Source organism: Ruminococcus sp. SR1/5 (assembly GCF_000209835.1).
GTDB classification, from domain to species: Bacteria; Bacillota; Clostridia; order Lachnospirales; family Lachnospiraceae; genus Blautia_A; species Blautia_A fusiformis.
Genome location: NC_021014.1, coordinates 2504700 through 2526776 on the forward strand (window position 1 = coordinate 2504700; position 22077 = coordinate 2526776).

18 protein-coding genes are annotated in these 22077 nt (G+C 43.0%); all 18 read left to right on the plus strand.

The features are described 5' to 3' along the window. The first annotated feature begins 255 nt into the window (after positions 1-255). The 18 genes from rsmI to cysT all read left to right on the plus strand — a co-directional run bounded on the left by rsmI (position 256) and on the right by cysT (position 22047). Positions 256-1119, plus strand: a complete 864-nt coding sequence (gene rsmI / locus CK1_RS12520; protein WP_044962018.1) for a 16S rRNA (cytidine(1402)-2'-O)-methyltransferase — start codon at positions 256-258, stop codon at positions 1117-1119. A 484-nt stretch (positions 1120-1603) separates the two neighbouring features. Further along, positions 1604-3529, plus strand: coding sequence for a DNA topoisomerase (ATP-hydrolyzing) subunit B (gene gyrB / locus CK1_RS12525; protein ID WP_015526581.1), 1926 nt, complete (start codon positions 1604-1606; stop codon positions 3527-3529). Between the two features lie 14 nt (positions 3530-3543). After that, the gene (gene gyrA / locus CK1_RS12530) at positions 3544-6096 is read left to right on the plus strand and encodes a DNA gyrase subunit A (protein WP_015526582.1); all 2553 of its coding nucleotides are present in this window, start codon (positions 3544-3546) and stop codon (positions 6094-6096) included. A gap of 130 nt (positions 6097-6226) precedes the next feature. Further along, complete coding sequence (locus CK1_RS12535) at positions 6227-6739, plus strand: hypothetical protein (protein ID WP_306288907.1); 513 nt, start codon at positions 6227-6229, stop codon at positions 6737-6739. A gap of 23 nt (positions 6740-6762) precedes the next feature. Further along, complete coding sequence (locus CK1_RS12540; RefSeq protein ID WP_015526583.1) at positions 6763-7476, plus strand: lysophospholipid acyltransferase family protein; 714 nt, start codon at positions 6763-6765, stop codon at positions 7474-7476. Between the two features lie 181 nt (positions 7477-7657). Then, positions 7658-9124: an alpha-L-fucosidase gene (locus tag CK1_RS12545; RefSeq protein ID WP_015526584.1), complete on the plus strand. Its 1467-nt coding sequence runs from the start codon at positions 7658-7660 to the stop codon at positions 9122-9124. Positions 9125-9191: 67 nt separating this feature from the next. Continuing rightward, on the plus strand, positions 9192-10514 hold the full coding sequence (locus CK1_RS12550) for an alpha-L-fucosidase (protein ID WP_015526585.1): 1323 nt from the start codon (positions 9192-9194) through the stop codon (positions 10512-10514). 95 nt (positions 10515-10609) lie between these two features. Beyond that, positions 10610-11650, plus strand: coding sequence for a leucine-rich repeat domain-containing protein (locus tag CK1_RS12555; RefSeq protein WP_306288908.1), 1041 nt, complete (start codon positions 10610-10612; stop codon positions 11648-11650). A 38-nt stretch (positions 11651-11688) separates the two neighbouring features. After that, positions 11689-11907, plus strand: coding sequence for an Ig-like domain-containing protein (locus CK1_RS12560; protein WP_306288909.1), 219 nt, complete (start codon positions 11689-11691; stop codon positions 11905-11907). Positions 11908-12116: 209 nt separating this feature from the next. Continuing rightward, positions 12117-12659: a helix-turn-helix domain-containing protein gene (locus CK1_RS12565; protein ID WP_015526587.1), complete on the plus strand. Its 543-nt coding sequence runs from the start codon at positions 12117-12119 to the stop codon at positions 12657-12659. A gap of 2 nt (positions 12660-12661) precedes the next feature. After that, entirely contained in the window at positions 12662-13468 is an 807-nt protein-coding gene (locus CK1_RS12570) for a HipA domain-containing protein (protein WP_015526588.1), read from the plus strand. A gap of 211 nt (positions 13469-13679) precedes the next feature. Continuing rightward, entirely contained in the window at positions 13680-16343 is a 2664-nt protein-coding gene (locus tag CK1_RS12575; RefSeq protein ID WP_015526589.1) for a leucine-rich repeat domain-containing protein, read from the plus strand. Positions 16344-16462: 119 nt separating this feature from the next. Further along, positions 16463-17428 carry an Ig-like domain-containing protein gene (locus tag CK1_RS12580; protein WP_306288910.1) on the plus strand — a complete coding sequence of 322 codons (966 nt, stop codon included), beginning with the start codon at positions 16463-16465 and terminating at the stop codon, positions 17426-17428. Between the two features lie 244 nt (positions 17429-17672). After that, the gene (locus CK1_RS12585) at positions 17673-18014 is read left to right on the plus strand and encodes a nucleotidyltransferase domain-containing protein (protein ID WP_015526591.1); all 342 of its coding nucleotides are present in this window, start codon (positions 17673-17675) and stop codon (positions 18012-18014) included. Further along, positions 18004-18426 carry a HEPN domain-containing protein gene (locus CK1_RS12590; protein ID WP_015526592.1) on the plus strand — a complete coding sequence of 141 codons (423 nt, stop codon included), beginning with the start codon at positions 18004-18006 and terminating at the stop codon, positions 18424-18426. The genes CK1_RS12585 and CK1_RS12590 overlap by 11 nt, the downstream gene beginning before the upstream one ends. Positions 18427-18735: 309 nt before the next feature. After that, on the plus strand, positions 18736-19812 hold the full coding sequence (locus CK1_RS12595) for a LacI family DNA-binding transcriptional regulator (RefSeq protein WP_015526593.1): 1077 nt from the start codon (positions 18736-18738) through the stop codon (positions 19810-19812). A gap of 255 nt (positions 19813-20067) precedes the next feature. Then, on the plus strand, positions 20068-21093 hold the full coding sequence (locus CK1_RS12600) for a sulfate ABC transporter substrate-binding protein (protein ID WP_015526594.1): 1026 nt from the start codon (positions 20068-20070) through the stop codon (positions 21091-21093). A gap of 114 nt (positions 21094-21207) precedes the next feature. Next, a complete protein-coding gene (gene cysT, locus CK1_RS12605) occupies positions 21208-22047 on the plus strand; it encodes a sulfate ABC transporter permease subunit CysT (protein WP_015526595.1) in 840 nt (279 codons plus the stop codon). Positions 22048-22077: the final 30 nt, after the last annotated feature.

Below are 22077 nucleotides of genomic sequence, written 5' to 3' on the forward strand. Positions count from 1 at the left end.
CATACAGACACAAGTCAACAAATAAGAACAACGAATCCCTTGCACTACTTAAAAAAAGCCCAAGGGGTGTGCAGAGGGGGCGCGGCTTTGCGGCCCCTTTGCGGTTTTCAAAGTTTCCAAACTTAAACAAACCCCCGCGGTTAAGCGAAATATCCCCCGCGGTCAAGCGAAATATCCCCCGCGGTTAAGCAAAACAACTCCCCCACGGCCAAGTGGAAAACAACTCCCCGCGGTCAAGCGAGAAAAGAGGCAAATATGAAACAAAACGGAAAACTATACTTATGCGCCACCCCCATAGGAAACCTCGAAGACATCACCCTTCGAGTACTAAGAACCCTTCGGGAAGTGGACTTAATCGCTGCGGAGGATACCCGCAACAGCATAAAACTTCTGAATCATTTTGATATAAAAACCCCCATGACCAGCTACCACGAATACAATAAGATCGATAAGGGCCATGTCCTCGTGGAAAAGCTGCTGGCAGGTACAAACATTGCGTTGATCACAGATGCAGGTACTCCGGGTATCTCAGACCCCGGGGAGGAGCTTGCCGCCATGTGCTATGAAGCCGGAATTGAAGTGACTTCACTTCCGGGTCCTGCTGCCTGCATCACTGCTCTGACTTTGTCAGGCCTGCATACCAGGCGTTTTGCTTTCGAGGCTTTTCTTCCGGCGGATAAGAAAGAACGAAAAACGATCCTGGAGGAGCTTTCCTGTGAAACAAGGACTATTATCCTGTATGAGGCACCTCACAGGCTTGTACGGACTCTTGGTGAGCTCAGAGAGGCGCTTGGCAACCGCCGGATGACTCTTTGCAGAGAGCTGACCAAGAAGCATGAGACGGCATTCCGGACTACGATCGATGATCTGATGGATTTTTATAAAGATGAGAAGCCGCTGGGTGAGTGTGTTCTTGTGATCGAGGGCAGGAGCCGCAGTGAGATGGAGGCGGAGAAGCGTGCTTCCTGGGAGGAGATTTCCATTGCGGAGCATGTGGCGATGTATGAGCAGCAGGGGAATTCCAGGAAGGATGCCATGAAGCTTGCTGCCAAGGATCGTGGTGTTTCCAAGCGGGATATTTATAAGGCGCTTCTGGATGGAGAAGGTTCTGCTGAATGATCAGGTGTAATTGTGGTACGGATCGTAGGTAACGTGATCGTGGATGATTGAATAAGCTGCATACTGTGACCAAGGATTTTTGGGAACGTATGTGGCTTTTTTTTGTGGTAATAAAAAGTACTGTGCGGATTTTGGCGAAATGATTTGCTTACAGTATAGACCATATTGTGCTGTGTTTTGGGATTGCATTTAATAAGATACTTTTTTGCCTGTATTTCCTATGATTTTGCGTGGAAATACAGGCTTTTTTGTGCTATAATAAACTCTGTATTCGTATGTAAAAAATATTTATTTTACAGGTATAAATGACACTTCCGGAGCGGGTTTGAGAATTGCTTTCTGCAAAATGAAAATACAGTATTTCCTGAAATTAAAAGATCAGTTTATCTTGTTCAGGATTTGATGTAATAATTTCTAAAGCTGCTATGGTTCTGCAGAAATGAATTTTCAAACACGTCCGGACGACAAGAACAGGAGGAATGACATGGGCGCAGAGAATACAGAATACGGCGCGGATCAGATCCAGATCCTGGAAGGACTGGAAGCCGTACGTAAGAGGCCTGGAATGTATATCGGAAGTACCTCCAGCCGTGGACTTCATCATCTCGTATATGAGATCGTGGATAACGCAGTCGATGAAGCACTGGCTGGTTTTTGTACGGAGATCCATGTAGATATCAATCCGGATAATTCCATTACAGTTACAGATAATGGTCGTGGTATTCCGGTTGGTATCAATCATAAGGCGGGTATTCCGGCAGTTGAGGTTGTATTTACCATTCTTCACGCAGGCGGTAAGTTCGGCGGTGGAGGATATAAGGTTTCCGGTGGTCTTCACGGTGTTGGTGCATCTGTTGTAAATGCACTTTCCGAATGGCTGGAGGTTACCATCTACCGAGAGGGTAAGGAATACAAACAGAGATATGAGCGTGGCAAAACTATGTACCCGCTGAAGGTGGTAGGTGACTGTGATCCGGGGCTTTCCGGTACGAAGGTTTATTTTCTTCCGGACAAGGAGATCTTTGAGGAGACTGTTTATGATTATGATATCCTGAAACAGAGACTTCGTGAGATGGCTTTCCTGACTAAGGGTCTTCGTATCGTTCTGGAGGATAAGAGAGAGGGACAGGAGCGCGAGAAGGTATTCCACTATGAGGGTGGTATCCGTGAGTTTGTAAGCTACCTGAACAGAAGCAAGGAGGCTCTTTACCCGGAGATCATTTACTGTGAGGGTGAGAAGGACGGCGTGTCTGTAGAGGTTGCGCTGCAGCATAATGATTCCTATACAGAGAACACCTATGGCTTTGTAAACAATATCAATACACCGGAGGGCGGTACACACATTACCGGTTTCCGTAATGCGATCACCAATACATTTAATGATTATGCACGTAAGAACAAGCTTCTCAAGGACAGTGAGCCGAACTTAAGCGGTGATGATATCCGTGAGGGCCTGACTGCGATCGTCAGTGTTAAGATCGAGAATCCGCAGTTTGAGGGTCAGACCAAGCAGAAGCTTGGAAACAGTGAGGCAAGAGGTGCGGTAGACAGTGTTGTAAGTAAACAGCTGGAGATTTTCCTGGAGCAGAATCCTGCAGTTGCCAAGGCTACCGTTGAGAAATCTGTTCTTGCACAGAGAGCCAGAGAGGCAGCCAGAAAGGCACGTGACCTTACAAGAAGAAAATCCGCACTGGACAGTATGTCACTTCCTGGAAAGCTTGCAGACTGTTCTGACAAGAATCCGGAGAACTGTGAGATCTATATCGTAGAGGGAGATTCCGCGGGCGGTTCTGCCAAGACAGCGAGAAACCGTGCCACACAGGCAATCCTTCCGCTGCGTGGTAAGATCCTGAATGTTGAGAAGGCACGTCTGGATAAGATTTACGGAAACAAAGAGATCAAGGCAATGATCACTGCCTTCGGAACCGGAATCCATGAGGATTTTGATATTTCCAAGCTTCGTTATCACAAGATCATCATTATGACCGATGCCGATGTTGACGGTGCGCATATCGCAACACTGCTTCTGACCTTCCTGTATCGTTTCATGCCGGAGCTGATCAAGCAGGGATATGTATACCTGGCGCAGCCTCCTCTCTATAAAGTGGAGAAGAACAAAAAGGTATGGTATGCATATGACGATGATGAGCTGAACAATATCCTTACCGAGATCGGACGTGACGGAAACAATAAGATCCAGCGTTATAAAGGTCTGGGTGAGATGGATGCCGAGCAGCTCTGGGAGACTACTATGGACCCTGAGAAGAGAATCCTTCTCCGTGTGACCATGGACGAAGCTGCCACATCTGAGATCGATCTGACATTTACCACTCTTATGGGAGACAAGGTAGAGCCAAGACGTGAATTTATCGAAGAAAATGCAAGATTCGTTAAGAATCTTGATATCTAGGAGAATAAAGAAGAATGGAAGATAATATTTTTGACAAAGTCCACGAAGTGGATCTGGAAAAAACGATGAAGGAATCTTACATCGACTATGCCATGAGTGTTATCGCCTCACGAGCTTTGCCTGATGTAAGAGACGGTCTGAAGCCGGTACAGCGTCGAGTTCTGTACTCTATGATCGAGCTGAATAATGGTCCTGACAAGCCACACAGAAAATGTGCGCGTATTGTCGGTGATACCATGGGTAAATATCATCCGCACGGTGACAGCTCCATCTATGGTGCGCTGGTCAATATGGCTCAGGAATGGTCCACAAGATATCCGCTGGTTGACGGACATGGAAACTTTGGTTCTGTGGATGGTGACGGTGCGGCTGCCATGCGATATACAGAGGCACGTCTCAGCAAGATATCCATGGAGATGCTTGCTGACATCAACAAGGATACGGTTGATTTTCAGCCGAACTTTGATGAAACAGAGCGTGAGCCGGTTGTGCTTCCGGCACGTTTTCCGAACCTTTTGGTAAACGGTACTACAGGTATTGCGGTAGGTATGGCAACCAATATTCCGCCGCATAACCTTCGTGAAACTATCAATGCAGTTGTTAAGATCATTGATAACATTGTAGAAGAAGACAGAGAAACAACTATGGAGGAGCTTCTTGAGATCGTAAAGGGACCGGACTTCCCTACAGGAGCGACCATCCTCGGAACGAGAGGGATCGAGGAAGCTTACCGTACCGGACGTGGCAAGATCCGTGTCCGTGCGGTGACGAATATCGAGACTTTGCCAAACGGTAAATCCCGTATCGTAGTTACCGAGCTCCCGTACCTTGTAAACAAGGCACGTCTGATCGAGAAGATCGCAGAGCTTGTCCGTGACAAAAAGATCGACGGGATCACAGACCTGAACGACCATTCCAGCCGTGAGGGTATGCGAATCTGTATTGATCTTCGTAAGGATGCCAATGCCAACGTGATCCTGAATCTGCTTTACAAGCATACACAGCTGCAGGATACTTTTGGTGTGATCATGCTTTCTCTTGTTCCAAATCATGGAAGTATGGAACCGAAGGTTCTGAATCTGAAAGAGATGCTGGAGTACTATCTGGAGCATCAGGAGAATGTAGTTCGCAGAAGAACACAGTATGATCTTAATAAAGCACAGGAGAGAGCCCATATTTTGGAGGGTCTTCTGAAGGCACTTGATAATATTGACGAAGTGATCCGCATCATCCGTGGTTCCCGCAACGTACAGATCGCCAAGCAGGAGCTGATCGACCGTTTTGAGCTGACAGATGTGCAGGCACAGGCGATCGTGGATATGCGTCTCCGTGCATTGACAGGTCTGGAAAGAGAGAAGCTGGAGGCTGAGTATGCAGAGCTTATGGAGAAGATCCGCAAGTTCCAGGCAATCCTTGCTGATCGCAAGCTCCTTCTCCGAGTGATCCGTGAGGAGATCCTTGCCATTGCAGAGAAATACGGCGATGACAGAAAGACTTCCATCGGATACGATGTATATGATATCTCTACAGAGGATCTGATCCCGAGAGAAAATACAGTGATCGCAATGACAAAGCTTGGTTATATCAAGCGTATGACCGTTGACAACTTCCGCAGCCAGAACCGTGGCGGCAGAGGAATCAAGGGTATGCAGACGATTGAGGATGACTATATCGAAGAGCTTCTGATGACGACAACGCACCATTATCTCATGTTCTTTACTAATACAGGACGTGTATACAGACTGAAGGTATATGAGATCCCGGAGGCCGGTCGTACAGCCAGAGGAACTGCGATCATCAATCTTCTGCAGCTTGCACCGGGAGAAAAGATCACAGCTGTGATCCCGCTTCGTAAATATGAAGAGGGTCATTATCTGATGATGGCCACAAAGAAAGGCCTTGTGAAGAAAACTCCGATCAAGGATTACGAGAATGTCCGTAAGACAGGTCTTACAGCAATCGTTCTCCGTGATGATGACGAGCTGATCGAGGTTAAGGCTACTGATAATAACAAAGATATTATTCTTGTGACCAGGGACGGACAGTGTATCCGCTTTAAGGAAACAGATGTCCGCAGCACAGGCCGTGCGTCCATGGGAGTAAGAGGTATGAATCTTACTGACGGTGATGAAGTTGTTGCCATGCAGTTGAACACTCAGGGAGATTATCTGCTTGTAGTTTCCGAGAACGGAATGGGCAAACGTACAGCCATGAGTGAGTTCGTTGTCCAGAACCGTGGCGGTAAGGGTGTGAAGTGCTACAAGATCACCGAGAAGACCGGAAATGTTGTCGGCGCCAAGGCTGTCAACGAAGAGAACGAGATCATGATGATCACTACAGAGGGTATCATTATCCGTCTGCAGTGTGCGGATATCTCTGTTCTTGGAAGGATCACCTCCGGTGTGAAGATGATCAATCTTACAGAAGGTGTAACCGTTGCAAGTATCGCCAAGGTAAGAGATAAAGATCCGGAAGCAGATACAACTACCGAAAAAGCTGACGGAGAAACCGGCGATAACGAAGAAGGCTCTGCAGAGGAAGCTGTCACAGGCAGTGAAGAGGAATAAGGTCGAGGATAAGTCATGACGACGACAAAGAAAAACGCAGAAAAAATCAGTAAAGAAGCTGAAATACTCTAATAAAAAACTGAATTTTATCCACATTGCGACACTGGCGGGGATCATTCTGATCCTGCTGGTGATCGTTCTGGCGGCCAGGGGCTGCGGAAAGATCAGCCACAGAACTCCGGAGGGGGTTGTGGAAGGCTACATCAAAGCGGCAGCAGCAGGCAAGAATAAAAAGATGCAGAGCTGTTACAGTGCGGATAAGTTATCGGATGAGGTGAAAACAGAGATTTCCTCCACGATAAAATATTTTCAGGCCCATGGAGTAAAGGATGTAAATATCGACAGCTGTGGCTCCATTTCTGAAAACAAAAATTATTCTTATGTTTATATCCGCTATAATCTTGTTCTGGAGAACGAGCAGGAATATCCATGTATCAGTACCTATCTTGTAAAGGTCCAGGACAAAAAGTATTATCTGTATGCGCCTTCTGAGATTTCAGATAAGATCAGCCAGCAGGCTGCTAAGGATTATCAGAAATTTATGACTACGAAAACCTATACAGATTATACAAAGGCTTATGAGGTTTTTCTGAAAAAGAATCCGGGATACGAGGATAAGATCGCAGGGAAACTGAACGGATAAAGCAGAGGCGGGAGGATGTAAGAATGAAGCGGATTTTGCTGATGGTGCTCAGAAATATAGTCTTTGTTCCTTACTGGTGGATCAAGCTTTGCTGGTATGCAGCGCATACAGATGATTATCCGGAAGAGAAGAAATACGCATTCCTGAGACTGGTAGATGAGCATGCCATTGAAGGCGGAAATATCCATATTGATGTGCATGGAGCTGAAAATATCCCAAAAGAAAAGGGATTTATGTTTTTTCCGAATCACCAGGGACTGTTTGATGTGCTGGCGATCATCCGGGCATGCCCGGTTCCTTTTTCGGTAGTTGCCAAGAAGGAAGTTGGAGAGATTCCTTTTCTGAAGCAGGTTTTTGCCTGTATGAAGGCCTTTATCATTGACAGGGAAGACCTGAAGCAGTCCATGCAGGTCATTGTCAATGTAATACGGGAAGTGAGGGCTGGTCGTAATTATCTGATCTTTCCGGAGGGAACCAGAAGTAAAAACGGAAATCATCCGGGGCCGTTCAAGGGCGGCAGCTTCAAGACTGCCACCAAGACGAAATGCCCGATCGTTCCGGTTGCACTGATCGATTCCTTTAAGGCTTTTGATACCGGCTCTACAGAGAGGATCACCGTACAGGTGCATATCCTTCCTCCGATGTATTATGAGGAATACAAAGATATGCATACCACAGAGCTCGCAGAAGAAGTGAAGAGACGGATCGAAAAGGTGATCGAAGAGAATATTATGTAAAAAAGAAAAGACTTTGATGAAGTTGGAACAAAAACATCATCAAGGTCTTTTTTTGTTGTATGTTTTGTATAAAAACGAAACGTTTTATTTGTGAATTGTTGGGCATATACAACCAAAAGGTTTGATGATAACATAGAGACATCCATACAATATAAATAAAAGATGTAAAGAGGACGAACAGATGAAAAAAGAAGAATACCTTTCTCTGATCGATGAGATGATCGCACAGGGACCATACACGGATACCTGGGATTCTCTCTGTGAGCATCCTACGCCGAAGTGGTATGCAAGAGATAAATTCGGAATTTTTATCCACTGGGGTGTTTACAGTGTTCCGGCTTTCGGAAATGAATGGTATCCCAGAAATATGTATGTGAAAGGCTCTAAGGAGAACCTGCATCATACAGAGAAATACGGAACTCTGGATAAATTCGGTTACAAGGATTTTATTCCTCAGTTTAAGGCTGAGAAGTTTGATCCGAAGGAATGGGCGGCCTTATTTAAAGAGGCGGGGGCGAAATTCGTAGTTCCGGTAGCGGAGCATCACGATGGATTTCAGATGTATGCCAGTGACCTTTGTCGCTGGAACGCTGCTGAGATGGGACCGAAAAGAGATATTCTCGGAGAGCTGAAGACAGAGGTTGAGAAAGAGGGAATGGTTCTCGGTGCTTCTTCTCACAGAGCAGAGCATTACTGGTTCTTTAACGGAGGTCGTCAGATCCCGGAGGCTGATGTCAATGATCCGGAATATGCGGATCTTTATGGGCCGGCAGCAGGAATCACCAGAGATATGAGTGATATTTATGACAATCCTCCGACAGAGGAGCATATGCAGGACTGGCTTGTCCGCACCTGCGAGATCGTGGATAAATATCAGCCATCCATTGTGTATTTTGACTGGTGGATCCAGCAGTATGCATGGAAACCGTATCTTCGTAAATTTGCAGCATATTATTACAACCGTTCTGCACAGTGGGGAAAAGAAACAGCTATTGATGCCAAATTTGACGCATATGTTTATGGCAGCGCAGTCAATGATCTGGAAAGAGGTCAGTTAGACCATATCACGCCGGATCTGTGGCAGAATGATACGTCTGTAGCTAAGAACTCCTGGGGCTATACCATTGGAAATGATTATAAGAAGCCTTCCGATGTAGTGCTGGATCTGATCGATGTAGTCAGCAAAAATGGTGCACTTCTTCTTAATATCGGACCGAAGCCGGATGGAACAATTCCGGAAGAGGATGCACATATCCTGAGAGAAATGGGAAAATGGCTGAAGGTAAACGGAGAGGCGATATACGGAACCAGATACTGGAAGACATTCGGAGAGGGACCGACGGTGGTTCCGGAGGGACATTTCACGGATACCTATGATAAGCACTTTACTTCTGAGGATATCCGTTTTACAAGTAAGAGCAATCATATTTATGCGACTGTTCTGCACTGGCCGGAGGATGGAGAGATCCATATCAAAGCTCTTGGCAATGATAGGAAGCTTTTGAAATCCACGATCCGGGATATTGAGATCCTCGGAACAGATCTGCATCCGGCATTTGCGAGAAATAAAGAACTGGATATTTCCTGCGGAAGAGGGGGTATTGAGGCGGGAGATATGCCGGTGGTATTGAAGATCACAGTAGAATAGCTGTTGGGGGAAGCGAGTAAATTATAATGTCTTTTTGAAAGGACAGAAAGGATAAGGTATTTTAATTATGGGAGATGTAAGATTCACAGGAAACTGGAACTCTGTAAATGCACACACAGTTCCAAAATGGTATGAGGATTGTAAATTTGGAATTTTTATCCATTGGGGAATTTATTCCGTGCCGGCATTTGCACCGCATACATGGGAGCTGGGAGAGGTTGATTCCAAGGAATGGTTTGCGGATAATCCGTATGCAGAATGGTATTACAATTCTCTGAACATTGGAAAAGGCCCTACATATAAGCATCATATAGAAAAATACGGAAAAGATTTCAAATACGAAGATTTTATTCCTATGTGGAAAGCTGAAAACTGGGATCCGAAGCAGTGGGCAGAGATCTTCAAAGAAGCAGGTGCGGAGTATGTTGTTCTGACAACCAAGCATCATGACGGATTCTGCCTGTTCCCAAGTAAATATACACATTTCAATTCCGTAGAAATGGGACCGAAGAGAAATATCACCGGTGAGCTGACAGAAGCTGTCCGTGACGCAGGAATCCGCATGGGCCTGTATTATTCCGGACTGATCGACTGGCAGTATGCAAACGATCCTATTTTTGAGGATGATGATCTGTTTGGAACAGCCAGCCCGACATTTGCATATGCAGATTATTCCTATAATCAGATGAAAGAGCTTGTTGATGATTATGCACCGAGTGTGTTCTGGAATGATATCGGATGGCCGACACAGAGTGAAGAGATGATGCCGTATTTCTTTGCACATTATTACAATAAGGTTCCGGAGGGTGTGGTAAATGACCGTTTCAACGGACGTTATCACGATTTCCTTACTAAGGAATATAAAGCCGGTTCTGTAAACAGAAATGAGAAATGGGAGATGTGCCGTGGAATGGGCTTATCCTTCGGTTATAATGCCAACGAAGGTGATGACAAGCTGATCTCTGTTCCGGATCTGATCTCACTTCTTGTCGGAACAGTGGCAAATAACGGAAATCTTCTCCTGAACATCGGCCCGAAGGCAGATGGAACTATCCCGGAGGAGCAGGTAAGAAGACTGAAGATCCTGGGTGCATGGCTGAAGGTAAACCATGACGGTATTTACGGAACACGCTGCAGTGACCGTGAATCTGAGCTGCTTGAGAGTGGAATCGAGCTCCATTATACACAGAAAGACGGAAATCTGAATGTGTTTGCAGATCATCTGAAGGAAGGTGCCAATGAATTCCTGATCAAGGGCTATCACGGAGCGCTGAGACCATTTGATCCGGCAGTGAAGGTAGAAACTGAAGATACTGCAGAAGGACTTCTTGTGAAGATCCCGGAATATAAAGAAGATATGTATGTGGTTGGATTAACCAACAGATTCTAAATAATGAACATGAGGACCGGATGTATGTCGGTCCTTTTGTTGCTACATGGGAGAAGATCGTGGATATCCGATCGATTCTCGGGGAGGGAGCTTTTATGTTTGGGAAAAAAATCGCAATACTGTTATCAACGGCAATGATCCTGACAGGGTCCTGTGTATCTTCTGTGGCTGTACATGCACAGACTGGTTATGCGGCTGAATATGCGCAGGAAGCATCGGCAGCAGGTGTGCAGAGCACTGCAAAGCTTGTTGCGAAGGGCTCCTGTGGAAGCAAAGCTGTTTACCGGTTGTACTCCAATGGAAACCTGCAGATACAGGGAAAAGGGGAGGTTAAGGTTACCGATGATTTTTCATACAGATCAGCAATGATAAAAACAGTAACCGTTGCATCTGGGATCACGGGAATCGGTGACAGAACCTTTTCAGACTGCAGAAATATGAAGAGGATTTCGTTGCCGGGAACTCTGCGGAGTATTGGAGTAAGAGCATTTGGAGATACTGCGATCACCAGGATCAAGCTTCCTGATGGACTGAAAAGCATTGGTGCATATGCTTTTTACCAGAGTAAGCTTATGAGCCTGGATGTACCGAAAACTGTAACAAAAATTGATGAATATGCTTTCAGTTACTGTAACAGTCTGGAATCTGTCAGCATTCCGGGAAGTGTGAAAATATTACCGGAATCGTTATTTGAGGCGGATATGAAGCTGAAAAAGGTTACGCTTGGACAGGGCGTTTCCAGGATAGAAAGAGCGGCCTTTCGGCATTGCGGTTTGACAGGAGTAAGCTTTCCGGACAGTGTTACGGTTATTGGTGAAGGTGCGTTTTCTTTTTGTCCAGATCTCAGAAAGGTGTCGTTGCCGAAGAAGCTTACAGAGATCGGGAACGGTGTATTCAGTAATTGTCGAAAACTGGGGAATATTACAGTACCTGCCAGTGTGAAAAAGATCAGAAGCCATGCTTTTTATGATTGCCTGGCAATGAAAAAGATTACGATCCTCAACAGTAAAACAGTGATAGAAAAAGAAGCGATCGGCTATAATTTCAATAGTGGAAAAAATAAAACTTTTGTCATTGCCGGAAAAAAGGGTTCTACTGCTCAGACTTACGCAAAGAAAAATGGGTTCCGTTTTTGAACAATACTGCCGCAGTAAGGACCGCAAAGATGACCGGCGTGCCCAAAACAAAAACCATACTTCGTGGAAAAACATATACGATCCAGGCAGTGACCGTGCCGTATTACAGCGACGAAAAGATTCTTTTCCGTTCCTCGGATCGCAGGATCGCTACGGTAAATTCCAAAGGTGTTGTAAAGGGAATCCGAAAAGGGACGGCCGTGATCACCGTGCAGAGCGGAGCGAAAAAACTGAACTGTAAGATAACGGTGAAGTAACGATGAAGCAGGCGTACGTAAAATCGCCATAACAGTGAAAGAATACAAAAGAAAATAAAAACAGAAGCCCGGCAGATGAAACATGGAGAGTTTTCACATGTGCAGCTGCCGGGTTTTTTATAAATATAGAAAACCCTTAAAATAAGGAATAAAATAGCTTGTTATACCCTTAAAATAAGGGTATATTAATAAAAAAGGGGGAATCTAAAATGACAGGATATGCTGTGAAACATTCGATACGGGCAGAAGATATACGAATTTTAAGGAAGAAATTGAAGCTTACACAAAAAGATTTTGCAAAGTTAGTAAATGTATCTCAGAAAACAATAGAAAGATGGGAAAGTGAAAATCGGGATATTACAGGACCGGTTACGACATTAGTTCATATTTTAAACGAGTATCCTCAGATAGAAGAAAACCTCCGCGTGCCGGAAAAAGAATATCCGATACGCTTATGGTACATGTTTAAGAGTGAAATATGTACGATTATTGATGTGGATGAGAGAGGCAGAAAAGTAAAAATATATAATTATACAAACAATTTTATTAAAAAAGCATTTGGCCGAAATGAAAAACCAACCTTTGAAGAATACGAGGAATTTCTGGAATCTCGTTGTTTCCCGAGACAACGAGACAAAATAAAATTGGTATTAGAAGATTTGAATCTGCCATTTTATGATCCGTTTATGATCATAGAAAAGACCGAAGGAAGAATGGCAGAGGATGATTTCTGGATCAGGATTGAGAGGTAAAGATGGTGCAGCTTTTTGAACAGGATATCAAAACAAATGACAGACAATCGTCAAAAGGAAACCAATTGAAATGGTGCAGGAACAATGTATGGTATAAAGCTGATTATATGGGATATGAGGGATTGGTGGAATATGTTGTTTCACGTTTGTTGGAAAAATCTTCACTGAAACAGGAAGAGTATGTTTTATATAAAACAGAAGAGATTAGTTATAAGAGAAGAAAATATCTGGGATGTAAAAGTGAAAATTTTTTGCCTGAGGGATGGCAACTTATTACATTAGAAAGACTTTTTTATGGATTTTATAATGAAAGTCTTTATAAAAAATTATTCACGATTCCAGAACATTCGGAAAGACTGGAATTTATAGTAGATCAGACGGAACGCATTACGGGAATTAGCGATTTTGGAAAGTATATGAGTAAGATCCTGGCAATTGATACATTTTTTATGAATGAAGATCGGCATATGCATAATATTGGAGTCTTAATGGATGCAGAAGAAAAATATCATTTATGTCCAATATTTGATAACGGTGCAGGACTGCTATCAGATATACAGATGGATTATCCGATGGAAGAAAACATAAATAATCTGATGGAGGAGGCACGATCAAAAACTCTGTGTGAAGATTTTGATGAGCAAATCGAGATTGCGGAAGAATTGTATGGTCAGCAGATAAGTCTGGAATTTACTAAAAAAGACGTAAAAGAAATATTGGATATGGAAAGTTATTATCCGCAGGAATATAAAGAAAGAGTATTTGAGATTATTATGAACAGGAGAAGAAAGTACAGATATTTATTTTGAATAACTGTGCGTCGTATTCTTGGCATTTTGGTAATAAAGCAGGTGCAAAAGTTATCACATGTGCAGCTGCCGGTTTTTTACAGTAAAAAATGTTCAAAAATGTCTGTAAACAGACAAAATATGACGAAAATATTCTAAACAAAGCTTGATTAAATGTGATGGGAAATTTATAATTTTAGTATAAATGTGAATTGGAAAATGGGGGAAATCTATGAAGAAAAAGAACATTGCATGGCTGCTGTCTGTGGCTATGATCCTGACAACAGCGTCGGCCCCGGTGGAGACAGTGTCTGTACATGCGGCTGAGGAATTTCAGGCAGATGAAACAGAAGTAGCAGGAACAGAAAACGGAGATACAGCGACAGAGACAACAGCGGAAATTGCAGTAGATGCAGCGGAAAATGAAACTGCAGGAGCGGATGAAAGTGAGGAAACTGTCGCTGCAGCGTCAGACGCAGAAGGCGAGGAAGAAACTGAAAGTGAAGGATCCGATGAGAATGCGCAGGCTGACGATGCCAGTAATCTGGAGATGTTTGACGACAGTGCAGAGGAACTGAATGTAGAGACAGAAGCAGATAGCTCTGAGAATGTAGAGCAGGAAGCAGAAGCGGAGAATGGTTTTTCGGATGGAGAAGCTGCAGTTGCCGGTGAAGGTGACAGTTCGGAAGTTGTTGACAGTGGAAGCTGTGGAAATGACGCTACTTATACGCTGTATGGGGATGGACGGCTTGTGATTGAGGGTAGTGATGTGGTATTTTCCGGGCAGTTCAAGAATGATGAAAGGATTAGAAGCGTAGAAGTTAGAGAAGGGATTACATCACTTGAATATCGGACATGGAGAGGTATATTTGAAGATTGTAAGAATTTAACCAGTGTTACATTACCCAAAAGTTTAACAAGTATAGGAAATTACACATTTTCAGGGTGTAGGAGTTTAACTAGTGTTACATTACCCGAAAGTTTAACAAGTATAGGAAATTACACATTTTCAGGATGTAGGAGTTTAACTAGCGTTACATTACCCAAAAGTTTAACAAGTTTGAAAAATTACACATTTTCAGGGTGTAGTGGTTTAACTAGTATAAATATTCCTGATGGAGTAACAACGATAGAAAGTTCTACATTTTATTCATGTAGTGGTCTACAGAGTATCGTATTACCAGAAAGTGTAACGACTATTGGGGAGAGTGCATTTCAGTATTGCAGTAGCTTAAGCAATATTGTTTTACCGGATAGCCTGACAACTTTAGGAGAGAGCGCATTTGGAAATTGTGAGAAGCTCAGCAATGTAACACTTTCCAAAAATCTGAAAAGTGTGGAAGCGAATACCTTTAATAAATGCAGTGGTCTGACAGTTATTGAAATTCCGGAAGGTGTAACAAGTGTGGGAACTGGAGCGTTTTATAATTGCACAGCTTTGGGTAGCGTTACATTTCCTAATGGTCTTGTAAGTGTAGGAAATGTAGCATTTCATAACACTGGAATAAAGGAAGTTTCACTTCCGGATAGTTTGACAGATATAGGAACAGAAGTATTTTCCGATTGTTCAGATTTGAGAAGTGTTAAACTTCTATCCGGATTTAAACGTATAAATGATTCTATGTTTTCAAGGTGTGGAAGGCTGAACAGTGTTGTAATTCCAGACAGCGTAACAGAAATAGGGAAAAATGCTTTTTCAGATTGTGGAAGACTGACGGAAATTAATCTGCCAGTTGGCGTGACAACGATTGAAGCTGGCGCATTTAGCAACACTGGCGTAATAGAGTTCAAATTACCGAATGGTCTGAAAACAATTGGAGACAGTGCGTTTTCAGGTAGTCAATACAGTACGATTACAGTTCCGGAATCCGTAACAGAAATTGGGGAATATGCATTTGCAGATAATCATAATTTAAAAACAATTGAACTCCCGGACAGTATTACCGAAATCAAAGACAATACATTTAATGATGATAACAATCTTGAAAGCATAAAATTTCCGAAGAACCTGAAAACAATTGGAAAATTTGCATTTGATGGGTGTAGTAGCATTAAGAGTCTAGAACTTCCAGATAGTGTCACAGAAATTGGGGAATATGCATTTGCAAATAATCATAAATTAAAAACAATTGAACTCCCGGACAGCATTACCGAAATCAAAGACGGTACATTTGATGATAATGACAATCTTGAAAGCATAAAATTTCCGAAGAACCTGAAAACAATTGGAGAGTATGCATTTGTGGGGTGTAGTAGAATTAAGAGTCTGGAACTTCCAGATAGTGTCACAGAAATTGGGGAATATGCATTTAATAGCTGTTTCAGGCTTGAAAAAATCGCTTTACCAAAAGAACTGACAAGCGTTGCATATGGTACATTTTTATCCTGCGAAAAACTTACAGACATCATCATCCCAGAAAATGTAACCAAGATTGACACCGATGCATTTAAAGGCTGTCAGGCGCTCAGAAGTGTTTACATTCCGGGAAATTCTGTAAAAATCGAGAAACGTGCGATTGGCTACAATTCAGATACCGAGAAAAACAGCACACTTGTGATCATAGGCCATAAAGGTTCCACGGCCGAAACCTATGCAGCAGGGGAAAGCTTTGCCTTCCATAATGTTGCAGATCCGTTAACACATTATGTAAGTGTTGAGCCGACTTGTATAAACGAGGGAAATATCGAATACTGGCATTGCAATGTATGCGGAAAAGATTTCGGCAATGAGGCAGGAACTGTAGTTTCCGGTGAGACAAAAATCGAGAAGCTTGAACATAAATTTACCTGGGTTGACTGGAAAGAAGCAACCTGTACGGAAGATGGAAACAGAGGTTACTGGCATTGTGAATCCTGCGGAAAAATTATGATGATACATACAATGGAAATGAATTAGAATCTGTAGTATATCCTGCAACAGGCCATGAACTGGAATTAGTTCCGGGATTAGCTGCCAATTGCTGGAACTCAGGCAGACGTGAATACTATTAGTGCATGAAATGCGGAAAGTGTTTTTTGGACAAAGAGGCAAAAAAGGAGATTTCTGATCCGAATGATGAGTTGATTACTCCTATACTGGGGCATGAATGGTCAGAATGGAAATTGCGGGAGATTGCAACAGGTGCTCATGGATACCAGATTGGAAAAAGCTACCCGATAGATGCATCAGAGGCTTATCAGAATGAGAGAACTTGTAAGCGGTGCGGACAGATAGAATTTGGAGAAATTCTGACTTATACGGTCCATGTTAATGTAGATCAGACTACCATGAAATATGGCCAGTCCACAACTGCAGTCCGTGCTTCCGGTTTTACAAAAGGAGATTATGTAAAGAGTGTAACAGCAAGAAATAAGAATCTTGTAACAGTGTCCAATGTCAGCAAAAATGGTACATTCAAACTTACTGCAAAAAACAAATCCGGAAAAACGTATGTGGATATTAATTTAAAAAGTGGAGTATCAGTTGCTGTAATGATAACCGTTCAGAAAGGCAAGGTATCTACCCGCTACATCACAAACCTGAAATCCACCCGCATCTACAAAGGAAAAACAGTAACTCTGAAACCAGTTCTTGACCCGATCACAAGTCAGGATAAGGTTACATACAGCACTTCAAACAAGAACATCGCAACTGTAAATTCCAAAGGTGTTGTCACAGGAAAACAGGTAGGAACTGCAAAGATTACAGTAAAAGCCGGAAGCAAAAAATCAGTTGTTACCATCAAGGTAATGCCAAAAGTCAAAACAACAAAACTCACCGGTGTACCAAAAACAAAGACCGTGAACAGAGGAAAAACCTTCACCATCAAAGCCGTTGCAACACCAAGAAATACTGATGAGAAGGTCACTTATAGATCATCCAACAAAAAAATCGCAACTGTCACATCCAAAGGAGTTGTAAAAGGCATCAGAAAAGGAACTGCAACTATCACCGTTCAGAGTGGTTCTAAAAAACTGACCTGTAAGGTAACGGTTAAATAATTCAAGGGATATTAGCAATCCGCATTTGTTATTTGCTCATAGTTATATCTTATATATTTGAGCACGCAAAACAGACTGGAGCTTGATAAGAATATATATCAGGTTCTCAGTCTGTTTTTGTATGTCTGGAGAATTATGTCGAAAAAATTTCATTGCGGAATAATGATATAAAAGCGTATAATTAAATGGAAGAAATAGTGGTTATCGAATAAAGATGTTTTATCAGATAGAAGGGGGCGGGATTATGCCGGTATCGATGAAGACATTGTTGGAACAATACACAAAAATATTACAGAAAATATATGGGAAACATTTGAAAAGTGTTATTTTATACGGCTCATATGCCAGAGGAGATTATAGAGAAGATTCTGATATCGATATTATGATTCTCCTTGATCTGTCTGATATAGATATTAAGCAGTATCGTCATGAATTGGCAGGAGAAACTTTTGATTTTAATATGGATCATGATCTTGATATTAAGCCAATTGCAAAAAGTGAAAAACATTTTCTGAATTGGGTTGATGTTTATCCATTTTATGCAAATGTAAAGAAAGAGGGGGTAAAATTATTTGATGCAGCCTGATGAAAAAGGAACGCAGAAAGATCTTATTTTTTATCGGATTGAAACTGCCCAAAGTGATATTAAAGCTGCGGAAATTCTTTTGAATGCAAAAGAATTTCGAGGTGCTAATAATCGGGCATATTATGGTATTTATCATGCAATTTCAGCAATACATGCACTAGATGGAAATGCATATAAACGTCATAAAGATGCATTAGCAAATTTCAATAAGAATTATATTAAAACAGAGATTTTTCCCAGAAAACTTGGACGAAAAATCGTAGAAGCAGAAGAAATCAGACATGCCAGCGATTATGATGATTTTTATATTGCAACAAGAGAAGAAGCAGAAGAACAGATAGAAACGGGTAAACAATTATTGGAATTGATAGAAGAATATATCAAAAGAAAATTAAAGGACAATAATAAGTGATGATCGCAAAAAATACCTTCCACAGTAACTCTGTGTAAGGTATTTTTTGTAGTGCGCCTTGCTTGGTAATGTAATGCTAAATGAGATGGGCAAGGCGCAGAATCCGGGTGGTCTACTGGAAGATGCAGCAAAAAAAGAATACGTTTTCACAAAATAAGATTGACTTTTTTCAAAACTCTTATTATCATATAAAACATATTTAATTACTATGAAATAAGGAATGATAAAAAGTTCTGTTACACAGATGACGTTGAGCAGCTTACAGGACTGGCAGCGGGCAGACTTTTTTCAGAAGGAGGGGACGGGTACATGTCCATCAAGAAGATCGCAGAAAAGGCAGGGGTTTCACCGGCGACGGTTTCCAGAGTTTTGAATAATCCCAATTATAAATGTTCTGTTTCCGGACTCAGGGACAAGATATGGAAAACAGCTATCGAGATGAATTATGTGCCCAACGAGGCGGCCCGGAATCTGAAAAAAGGCGTTTCCGCAAAGCAGGAGAAAACCTGGTACATCAATATCCTGATGACAAGAACCGATTCTTCCACAACGGATCCGTTTTTTGCGGAGCTCCTTCGGGTGATCGAAAGTGAGATTCATGATAAAAACTGCATTCTTTCCAAAGTATGGTATATGTCTGTGTTTTCCGATGACCGGAAGTGCCGAAGGGAGAATCTTGACCGGCTGATCGACGGAATGTATGACGAGGTGGAAGGGAAAAGGGACGGACTGATCATCATCGGCAGATGTAATAAAGAGGCTTTGAAGAAGCTGAATAAGAAGTATAAGAGTGTGGTATCGGTGAACCGGAATTCTACCAATTATGAAGTGGATGAGGTCCTTTGTGATGGGAAAAAGATCGCAGCAGCGGCAGTGGAATATCTGATCTTCCTGGGGCATAAAAATATCGGTTATATTGGCCAGTGTCACAGCGAGGACCGGTATAACGGGTATCTGGAAACACTGAAGAAGCATGATCTGGATGTGATACCGGAGTATGTTATCGAAACAAAGCAGACTGAGGCCGAGGGTTATGAGGCCATGGAAAAGTTCTTCCAGTCGGACGACATGCCAACCGGAATCTACTGTGCCAATGATATTTCAGCAATCGGAATGCTGAAGTGCCTGAATAAATTTCGGAACCGGTATTATATGCCTTCGATCATATCCAGCGATGATATACAGGAGGCACAGTTTACCAGACCGATGCTGACAACGGTGAGCTTGCCCAAGGAGGATATGGGAAAATTTGCATTATACCTGCTGCTGGACCGGCTGAAGGGCGGGCATTCCGGTATTGTGCGAATGGAGCTGGAAGGCAGACTGATGATACGGAACAGCTGCAGCAGTGTGGAGGACAGTATGTGGAGCGATTATTGTATCTGAGTGTTGCGGATGCGCAGATATAGTGACAGACAGGATGCGGATGCACTATGACCAGAGTATTTCGTGAAAACGTTTTCAGATATTCCTATTTAATTAATGGGAATAATATGGTTTAATGTATTCAATTCAAACAAAAAATTACAGAACCACAGTAAACGGAAAGAACAGGTATGATTTGACAGCGAAATGAAGCAGTTACATTGGTGGGAAAAAGATTTCCAAATAAAAATGTGGTTGTAAAGGAGTACACAGATTATGAAAAGAAAACGCATCGCAGGTGTCTGTATCACACTGGCAGCAGTGGTACTGGCAGGAACTTTTGCAGTATCGGGAAACAATACAAAGGATAAAAATCATGTGGAGATCATCAATGTGTCCTATGATCCGACCAGAGAATTTTATGAAGCATATAATAAGATTTTTTCAAAATATTGGAAAGAGGAAACAGGTCAGAGTGTGGATGTGATCCAGTCTCATGGCGGTTCCGGAAAGCAAGCCCTTGAGATTTCCAACGGACTTCCTGCAGATGTGGCGACACTTGCTCTGGAATATGATATTGATGCGATCCGGAATGCCGGTCTGATCGACAAGGGCTGGATCGATGAATATCCGGATGACAGTGCTCCTTATACTTCCACCATTGTATTTCTTGTTCGGAAGGGAAATCCAAAGAATATCCAAGATTGGGATGATCTGACAAAGGATGGTGTGGGGGTGATCACTCCCAATCCGAAAACCTCCGGTGGTGCCCGCTGGAATTATATGGCAGCCTGGGCTTATGCCAATGAGAAATATAACGGCAACGAGACAGAGATGAAAGCCTTTATCAAGAAGCTTTACAAAAATGTCCTGGTTCTGGATTCCGGAGCAAGAGGTGCCACAACCTCTTTCGTGGAAAACGGGCAGGGTGATGTGCTGATCGCCTGGGAAAATGAAGCGTTTCTTTCTGTAAGGGATAATCCGGATGATTACGAGATCGTAACGCCGGGCATCAGTATCCTGGCACAGCCATCCGTTGCTGTTGTAGATGAAAATGTGAAAAAGCATGATAATGCAGAAGCTGCGAAAGCATATCTGAAATATCTGTATTCCGATGAAGCTCAGGAGCTGATCGCGGAGAATTACTATAGGCCGGTTGATCAGACGATCCTGAAAAAGCATGCAGATACTTTTGATCTGAAGGTGAAGCTGACAACAATCAAAGATTTCGGCGGCTGGGATGCAGTTCAGAAAAAGCATTTCGCAGACGGCGGAGTGTTTGATGAGATCTATGAAGAGTAGAAGAGCCTGAGATTTTGTAACAGACCAGAGAGTTGTAGAAGAGTCAGAGATTTGCAACAGACCGGGAATTTGTAACAGACCAGAAACTTAGAATAGAAAAGCGGGGAGACAGAAATGAAGAAACAACAGAGTAAACGTGTGATACCAGGCTTTGGACTGACAATGGGAGTGACTTTGGCGATGCTGAGTATCGTAGTTCTGATCCCTCTTGCGTCTCTGACAGTATACTCGGCGCGGCTGGGTTTTCGGGAATTTATTGAGGTGATCACACGGCCGAGGGTTTTGTCCGGATTCTATGTAAGCTTTATTACCGCATTTGCGGCCACAGTGATCAATGCTATTATGGGACTGGTCCTTGCGTGGGTGCTGGTAAGATATGATTTTCCGGGAAAAAGGATCATGGATGGAATGATCGAGCTGCCTTTCGCACTGCCGACTGCAGTTGCCGGTATCTCACTGACATCCCTGACATCCGATAAAGGTCTGGTGGGAAGCTTTTTTGCAAATTTCGGTATTAAGATCGCATATACCAAGATCGGTATCACGGTGGCATTGATCTTTGTGGGAATCCCTTTTGTAGTCAGGGCCATTCAGCCGGTTCTGGAGAAGCTGGACGGTTCTTATGAGGAGGCGGCTCGTGTCATGGGTGCAAAGCCATTCACCGTTTTTCGCAGAGTTATTCTTCCTGAGCTTCTGCCGGCAATGCTTTCCGGGGCGGGACTTGCCTTCGGACGTTGCCTGGGAGAATACGGAAGCGTTGTTTTTATCGCAGGAAACAAGCCTTATTATACAGAGATCACGCCGCTGATCATCATGTCAAAGCTTCAGGAGTTTGACTATGAAAGCGCAACAGCTATCGCACTGGTTACACTGGCAGTATCATTCCTGATCCTGTTTGGTGTGAATCTGGTGCAGGCAAGAAATACGAAACGTATCAGAGGGAGGGATGCATAATGGATGAAAAAAGAAGCAGGCTTCCGGGCC

Bases quoted from the DNA above. Each gene is read 5' to 3' on its own strand.
- CK1_RS12570 (WP_015526588.1), top strand. From the start codon at position 12,662: ATGGTGCAGCTTTTTGAACAGGATATCAAAACAAATGACAGACAATCG.
- cysT (WP_015526595.1), top strand. From the start codon at position 21,208: ATGAAGAAACAACAGAGTAAACGTGTGATACCAGGCTTTGGACTGACA.
- gyrB (WP_015526581.1), top strand. From the start codon at position 1,604: ATGGGCGCAGAGAATACAGAATACGGCGCGGATCAGATCCAGATCCTG.
- CK1_RS12585 (WP_015526591.1), top strand. From the start codon at position 17,673: ATGCCGGTATCGATGAAGACATTGTTGGAACAATACACAAAAATATTA.
- CK1_RS12595 (WP_015526593.1), top strand. From the start codon at position 18,736: ATGTCCATCAAGAAGATCGCAGAAAAGGCAGGGGTTTCACCGGCGACG.
- CK1_RS12550 (WP_015526585.1), top strand. From the start codon at position 9,192: ATGGGAGATGTAAGATTCACAGGAAACTGGAACTCTGTAAATGCACAC.
- gyrA (WP_015526582.1), top strand. From the start codon at position 3,544: ATGGAAGATAATATTTTTGACAAAGTCCACGAAGTGGATCTGGAAAAA.
- CK1_RS12540 (WP_015526583.1), top strand. From the start codon at position 6,763: ATGAAGCGGATTTTGCTGATGGTGCTCAGAAATATAGTCTTTGTTCCT.
- rsmI (WP_044962018.1), top strand. From the start codon at position 256: ATGAAACAAAACGGAAAACTATACTTATGCGCCACCCCCATAGGAAAC.
- CK1_RS12565 (WP_015526587.1), top strand. From the start codon at position 12,117: ATGACAGGATATGCTGTGAAACATTCGATACGGGCAGAAGATATACGA.
- CK1_RS12545 (WP_015526584.1), top strand. From the start codon at position 7,658: ATGAAAAAAGAAGAATACCTTTCTCTGATCGATGAGATGATCGCACAG.
- CK1_RS12555 (WP_306288908.1), top strand. From the start codon at position 10,610: ATGTTTGGGAAAAAAATCGCAATACTGTTATCAACGGCAATGATCCTG.
- CK1_RS12600 (WP_015526594.1), top strand. From the start codon at position 20,068: ATGAAAAGAAAACGCATCGCAGGTGTCTGTATCACACTGGCAGCAGTG.
- CK1_RS12575 (WP_015526589.1), top strand. From the start codon at position 13,680: ATGAAGAAAAAGAACATTGCATGGCTGCTGTCTGTGGCTATGATCCTG.
- CK1_RS12590 (WP_015526592.1), top strand. From the start codon at position 18,004: ATGCAGCCTGATGAAAAAGGAACGCAGAAAGATCTTATTTTTTATCGG.